At 75.8% G+C, this 7,029-nt stretch carries 5 protein-coding genes; all 5 read left to right on the forward strand.

The window, feature by feature from the left end; all coding sequences use genetic code 11:
- The first annotated feature begins 312 nt into the window (after positions 1–312).
- The 5 genes from ACL02O_RS26265 (at position 313) to ACL02O_RS26285 (ending at position 6,847) form a co-directional block, all read left to right on the forward strand.
- Positions 313–1,617 carry a sensor histidine kinase gene (locus ACL02O_RS26265; RefSeq protein ID WP_412820835.1) on the forward strand — a complete coding sequence of 435 codons (1,305 nt, stop codon included), beginning with the start codon at positions 313–315 and terminating at the stop codon, positions 1,615–1,617.
- Complete coding sequence (locus ACL02O_RS26270; protein WP_412820836.1) at positions 1,614–2,264, forward strand: response regulator; 651 nt, start codon at positions 1,614–1,616, stop codon at positions 2,262–2,264. Before ACL02O_RS26265 ends, ACL02O_RS26270 begins: the two co-directional genes overlap by 4 nt.
- 77 nt (positions 2,265–2,341) lie before the next feature.
- Entirely contained in the window at positions 2,342–3,403 is a 1,062-nt protein-coding gene (locus tag ACL02O_RS26275) for a hypothetical protein (protein WP_412820837.1), read from the forward strand.
- A 46-nt stretch (positions 3,404–3,449) separates the two neighbouring features.
- The gene (locus ACL02O_RS26280; protein WP_412820838.1) at positions 3,450–4,892 is read left to right on the forward strand and encodes a magnesium chelatase; all 1,443 of its coding nucleotides are present in this window, start codon (positions 3,450–3,452) and stop codon (positions 4,890–4,892) included.
- A gap of 2 nt (positions 4,893–4,894) precedes the next feature.
- On the forward strand, positions 4,895–6,847 hold the full coding sequence (locus ACL02O_RS26285) for a vWA domain-containing protein (protein WP_412820839.1): 1,953 nt from the start codon (positions 4,895–4,897) through the stop codon (positions 6,845–6,847).
- Positions 6,848–7,029: the final 182 nt, after the last annotated feature.

A 7,029-nucleotide genomic window follows, 5' to 3' on the forward strand; every position in this document is an offset into this window, starting at 1 on the left:
CGGGCCGCCCCGGTCAGTTTCCCGATCAGGTCGGTCTTGCCCTCGGTGTACGCCTCCCGGTCGTGCGGGTGCCGGCCTCCTCGGCGAACCGCCGGGGCCATGCCGCGTCGTGGGGCTCGAGGTGAACCGGGGCGTCGGCGTGGCGTGAGTAGCTGTCCTGACGGTTCGGCATGGCGGTGACTCTGCCAGCGGCATCGCCGGATCGCCGGCCGGGCCGAAGGCGGTGACCGCACCACCGGGTGGCCGCCCCGAGCCGGGATCTCCCCATCGTGGGGGAGTCGGCGGGGTGACCGCCGGCGGGAGAATGGCCGGGTGACGGTCCGGGGTGTGCTGCGGCCGCTGGTGCGGGGGAGCACCTGGCGGCGCGGGGTCTTCCTGCTGCTCGGCGGGGTGCTCGCGCTGCCGTACGCGCTGCTCGCGGCGACCTTCGTCCAACTGTTCGGCGACGGCGGGGTGCCCCGCCCGCTCGGGTTCGGGCTGCTGCTGGTGGCCGCGGTGATCGCGGCGGTGCCGGTGTTCCTCGCCGGCAGCCGTACGTTGGAGGTCGCCGCCGCCCGCGCGCTGCTCGCGGTCGACCTGGCGGAGCCGGCGCTCGGCCATCGGATCGACCGGGAGACCCGGCTGCGCGCCGCGCTCTGGATCGCGCTGCACCTGGTCAGTGGTGGCCTGGTGCTGTTCGCGGCGATCAGTGCGTTCCCGATGGCGCTGGTCTTCCTGGCCGGGCAGTTCGGCCTCGACACCGGCGCGACCGCCGATGACGCCCTCGGCCCGCTGGGCCCGGACAACCCGGTCGCCGCCACGCTGACCGGGGTGGCGGTGCTGGTCGCGCTCGGGTACGCGGTGGCCGGGCTGGGCGCGCTCGCCGCGTCCATGGCCCCGGTGCTGCTCGGCCCTTCTCAGGGCGAGCGGATCGCCGCCCTGGAGGCCCGGACCGCCCGGCTCGCCGAGCGGAACCGGCTGGCCCGGGAGCTGCACGACTCGGTCGGGCACGCGTTGACCGTGGCCACCCTCCAGGCCGGGGCCGCCCGGGAACTGCTCGACGTCGATCCGGAGTTCACCCGCCGGGCGCTGCTGGCCATCGAGGAGACCAGCCGGCACGCGATGGACGACCTGGACCACGTGCTCGGGCTGCTCCGGGAGAGCGCCGGGAGGGAGCGGGAGCGGGTGCCCACCGCGCCGCAACGGACGCTCGGTCACCTCGACCGCCTGGTCGCCGACACCCGCGCCGCCGGTCTCCAGGTGGAGGCGCGGGTCAGCGGGGCGGTCGGCGGGCTGCCGCCGGTCGTCTCCCGGGAGGGCTACCGGATCGTCCAGGAGGGCCTGACCAACGCGGCCCGGCACGGCCGTGGCCCGGTGGCGCTGCGGATCGACGTGCCCCAGGCGACGGCTCCGGCGCGCGGCGCGGCGTCGGACGCGCCGGGCCGGAGTTGTCGGGACTTGGAGATCGAGCTGGTCAACGGGCTGCGCGGCGGGGCCGGGTCGCGTGGCGGCGGGCGTGGCCTGGACGGCATGCGGGAGCGGGTGCTGCTGCTCGGCGGGCGGCTCGACGCCGGCCCGGACGGCGACCGCTGGCGGGTACGGGCGTCGCTGCCGCTGCCGAGAGGGGAATCCGGATGACCATCGATGTGCTGGTCGTCGACGACGACGAGCTGATCCGGGTCGGGCTGCGGGCGATCGTCGACGCCCAGCCCGACCTGCGGGTGGTCGGCGAGGCGGCGGACGGCGCGGAGGTGCCCCCACTGGTCGCGAAGCTGCGGCCCCGGGTGGTGCTGATGGACGTCCGGATGCCGGCCATCGACGGCATCCAGGCCACCCGGCGGCTGCTCGCCACCTCCGCCGATCCGCCCCGGATCCTGGTGATCACCACCTTCGCCAACGACGAGTACGTCTACGACGCGCTGCGCGCCGGGGCCAGCGGCTTCCTGCTCAAGCGGGCCCGCCCGGCCGAGGTGGTGGAGGCGATCCGGGTGGTCGCGGCCGGGGAGTCGTTGCTCTTCCCGGCGGCGATCCGCCAGCTCGTCGGTGCGTACGGGGGCCGGGGCGGGGACGGGCTGCGCGCGGCGCGGCTCACCGACCGGGAGGCCGAGGTGCTGCGCCTGATGGCCACCGGGCTGTCCAACACCGAGATCGCCGAGCGGCTCGTGGTCGGGGTGGAGACGGTCAAGACGCACGTCGGCAACGTGCTGGCCAAGGTGGGCGTGCGGGACCGGACCCAGGCGGTGATCGCCGCGTACGAGTCGGGCTTCGTGGTGCCGACCGGCTGAGCCGCTCCCCCCGGCGGGGGAGGGGGGCCCTCCCGGCGCGGGAGGGGTCCCGGGCCGGCCCGGCCGAGGGTGGAACCATGACCACCACATCGAGGAGAATCGCCCCCTTCGCCGCCGGCTGGCTCGGACTGTGGGGCGCGGTCGCCCTGGCCGGCACGCTGACCGGCCGCGGCTACCCGTTCGGCGGGAACGACGCGAACGGCGAGGCCAGCCTGCTGCGGCTGCTGCCGGTCCGGTACGGCCCGCCGGCCTTCGCCGCGCTGCTGCTCGGCGCCGCGGTGGCCGCGCTCGCCATGGCGGGCACCGCCCGCCCCTCCCGGCCGCTGCGGGCGCTCCTGCTCGGGTACGGCTGGACCGTGGCGGCTGTGCTGGCCGTCGTCGTGCCGGATGTGCGGGTGCTGGTCATCCTCGGCTACCTGCCCATGCTGATCGTCGGCGCGCCGTTCGGCTGGCCACCCGTCGACTACGCCCGGATCTTCGACTGGACCCTCGCGGCGAAGTTCTCCGCCCTCGCCGCCGGGGTGCTGCTCGCCGCCGCCGTACTGGCCTGGCAGCGGCGTACCGCCGGGGCGTGCGCGGCGTGCGGTCGGGACGGCGAGGAGGCCGGCTGGACCACCCCGGCGACCGCCGCCCGCTGGGGCCGCTGGGCCGCCTGGACCGCCGCCGCCATCCCCCTGGTGTACGCCGGCACCCGGTTCGCCTGGGCGGTGGGTCTCCCGCTCGGCATCTCCCGGGAGTTCCTCGCCGAGCTGCACGAGACCGGACTGGTCTGGGCCGGGGCCGGCCTCGGTGCGTTCGCCACGGTCGGGGCGGTGCTCACCCTCGGGCTGGTACGGCGCTGGGGCGAGGTCTTCCCGCGCCGGCTGCCCCGGCTGGGCGGCCGGCGGGTGCCTCCGCTGCTCGCCGTCGTCCCGGGCACCCTGGTAGCCATCGCGGTGACCGCCGGCACCCTCGGCGAGCTGGCCACCCCCGAGTTCTGGCGGCTGGCCGGAGGGTTCGGCGCGGCCACCGCCCCGATGCTGCTCTGGCCGCTGTGGGGCCCGGCGCTCGGCGCCGCCACCCTGGCGTACCACCTGCGTCGGCGTGGGGTCTGCGCCCGCTGCCGGCGGCCCGGGGCGGGCCCGATCCCCGGGGCGTGAACCGGAAGTGGGCACGCGGTCATCCGACCGAGATAGCGTTGGCCGGGTGACCGCTCCCAACCAGGTTTCCCCGGTCCCGCCCGCCGAACTGCCGGCCACGCTCGGCGCGCTGCGGACGTCCGGCCATCACTACCGCACGGTCAAGCAGGAGATCCGCGACAACCTTCTCGCCCGGATGCGCTCCGGCGAGGAGCGCTTCCCCGGCATCGTGGGCTACGAGGACACGGTGCTGCCCGAGGTCGAGCGGGCGCTGCTCGCCGGCCACGACATGGTGCTGCTCGGCGAGCGCGGCCAGGGCAAGACCCGGCTGATCCGTTCGCTGGGCGCGCTGCTCGACGAGTGGACCCCGGTGATCCCCGGCTCGGTGCTCAACGAGCACCCGATGCACCCGCTCACCCCCGCCTCCCGCGCGCTCGTCGCCGAGCACGGCGACGAGCTGCCGGTCGGCTGGCTGCACCGCTCGATGCGGTACGGCGAGAAGCTCGCCACCCCGGACACCAGCGTCGGTGACCTGATCGGCGACGTCGACCCGATCCGGCTGGCCCAGGGGCGCACCCTCGGCGACCCGGAAACCATCCACTTCGGACTTGTGCCGCGCACCAACCGCGGCGTCTTCGCCGTCAACGAGCTGCCCGACCTGGCCGAACGTATCCAGGTGGCGCTGCTCAACGTGCTGGAGGAGCGGGACATCCAGGTCCGCGGCTACCAGCTGCGGCTGCCGCTGGACCTGCTCCTGGTGGCCAGCGCCAACCCGGAGGACTACACCAACCGGGGCCGGATCATCACCCCGCTGAAGGACCGCTTCGGCGCGGAGATCCGTACCCACTACCCGGTCGACCTCGACCTGGAGCTGGCGCTGATCCGGCAGGAGGCCGACCTGGTCGCCGCCGTACCCGAGCATGTGCTGGAGGTCCTCGCGCGGTTCGCCCGCGCCGTGCGGGAGTCGCCGTCGGTGGACCCGCGCTCCGGGGTGTCCGCCCGGTTCGCCATCGCCGCCGCGGAGACCGTCGCCGCGGCCGCGCTGCGCCGCGCCGGCCTGCTCGCCGCCTCCGCCGAACGCGCCGAGGCCCCGGTCGCCCGGGTCGGCGACGCCGTCTCGGTGACCTCCACCCTGCGGGGCAAGGTCGAGTTCGAGAGCGGCGAGGAGGGGCGGGAGATCGAGGTCCTGGCCCACCTGCTGCGTACCGCCACCGCCGAGACGTTCCGGGCCCGGCTGGCCGGGCTGGACCTCTCCGGGTTCACCGCGCTGGTCGCCGAGGGCGGCGAGATCGAGACCGGCGAGCTGGTCTCCGCCGCCGAGCTGCTGGGCCAGGTCGGCACGGTGCCCGGGCTGGCCAAGCTGCTCGACCGGCTCGGGCTGGGCGACGCGCCGACCCCGGAGGAGGCCGCCGCCGGGGTCGAGTTCGCGCTGGAAGGACTGCACCTGACCCGCCGGCTGGGCAAGGACGTCACCGAGTCCGGGCGCACCGTCTACGGCGGTCGGGGCTGACCGTGGCCGGCAACCGGTTCCGGTACGGGCAGTGGCGCGGCGGGCCCGACCCGCTCGCCCCGCCCTACGACGTACGGACCGCGGTGGACGCGGTCGGCGCGGAGGTGCTCGCCGGCGGCAGCCTGCGGGACGCACTGCGCGACCTGCTGCGCCGTGGCCCGCAGGGCCGCGGCGGCCTCGACGAGCTGGCCGCCCGCGCCCGCCGGCTGCGCCGGGAGGCGCTGCGCCGGGGCGACCTGGACGGGGCGGTGACCCGCGCCCGGGCGCTGCTCGACCAGGCCCTGGCCGCCGAGCGGGAGGAGCTGCGCGGGCGGGACGACGACAACGCCCGGTTCGCCGAGACGGTGCTGGACAACCTGCCCCGCTCGACCGCTCGCGCGGTGGAGGAGCTGTCCGGGTACGACTGGGCCAGCGACGAAGCCCGCGCCACCTACCAGCGGATCCTCGACGGGCTGCGCGGCGAGGTGCTGGAGCAGCGCTTCGCCGGGCTGCGGGACGCGGCCCGGGCCGCCGCGGACCCGGCCGCCCAGCGGCAGCTCGCCGAGATGATGCGCGACCTCAACGACCTGCTCGCCCGGCACGCCCGCGGGGAGGACACCACCGACGCGTTCGCCGAGTTCATGCGCCGGCACGGCGAGTTCTTCCCGGAACAGCCGAAGGACGTCGACGAACTCGTCGACGTGCTGGCGCGGCGGGCGGCGGCCGGCGAGCGGCTGATGCGGTCGCTGTCGGACCGGCAGCGCGAGGAGTTGGCCGGGCTGATGCACCAGTCGCTCGGCGACCAGCTGGCCGGCGAGGTGTCGCAGCTCGACGCTCATCTGCGGACGCTGCGGCCCGACCTGAACTGGCAGCGCGGCGAGCGGGTCCGGGGCGACCAGCCGCTCGGCTACGGTGAGGCGACCGGCGCGCTCGGCGAGATCGCCGAGCTGGACGAGCTGCTGGACTCCCTCGACCAGGAGCACCCCGGCGCCACTCTGGACGACGTCGACGTCGACGCGGTGGCCCGGACGCTGGGCCGGGACGCCGCCGACGACGTGCGCCGGCTGCGCGAGCTGGAGCGGGAGCTGCGCCGGCAGGGCTGGGTGACCCGGGACGCGGAGGGGTTGACGCTCAGCCCCAAGGCGTTGCGCCGGCTCGCCGGCACCGCCCTGCGGCGGGTCTTCGCCGACCTCACCGCCGGCCCGCGCGGCCAGCACGACCTGCGCTCCGCCGGGGCGGCCGGCGAGGTGAGCGGCGGCTCCCGGCAGTGGGAGTACGGCGACGAGCAGCCCCTGGACGTGGTGCGCACCATCACCCGCGCGGTACGCCGGGCCGGGCCTCAGGTGCCGGTGCAGCTCGCGGTCGAGGACTTCGAGGTGGTGGAGACCGAACGGCGGGCCTCGGCGGCGGTGGCGCTCTGCGTCGACCTGTCGTACTCGATGATCTCCCAGGGCCGCTGGGGGCCGATGAAGCAGACGGCGCTGGCCCTGTCGCACCTGGTGGCGACCCGCTTCCCGCAGGACGCGCTGCAGATCGTCGGCTTCGGCCTGGAGGCGACCACGCTCACGCAGCAGGAACTCGCCGCGATCGAGCCGGACATGCGGCAGGGCACCAACCTCCAGCACGCGCTGCGGCTGGCCGGGCGGCACCTGCGCCGGCACCCCGGCGCCGAGCCGGTGGTACTCGTGGTCACCGACGGTGAGCCCACGGCGCACCTGGATCCGGAGGACGGTGAGGCGTACTTCCACTGGCCGCCGCTGCCCGAGACGATCGAGGCGACCGTGCGGGAGGTCGACAAACTCACCCGGTACGGCGCCACGCTGAACCTGTTCATGCTCGGCGACGACCCGGGCCTGCGGCGGTTCGTCGACGCGGTGGCCCGCCGATCGAAGGGCCGGATGTTCACGCCCGACCTCGACGACCTCGGCGAGTACGTGGTCTCCGACTACCTGCGCGCCCGCCACGGCCGCCGCTGAGGGTCTGCGCGCGACTTCGGGATGCCGCTGCCCCAAGCTGGCGGGAGGCAGCGGCATCCCTCGAACGTGTCGTGCCCGGGGTCGATGTCCCGCGTGTCCGGGCTGTGCGCCCTGGGCGTTGATCGACCGCGGGTTGCGGCGGGTGGGGGTGTCGCGGGTTGGGCATCGGTGGGTGGTCGTCG

It is taken from the genome of Micromonospora mangrovicola (assembly GCF_047200535.1).
Classification (GTDB): domain Bacteria; phylum Actinomycetota; class Actinomycetes; order Mycobacteriales; family Micromonosporaceae; genus Micromonospora.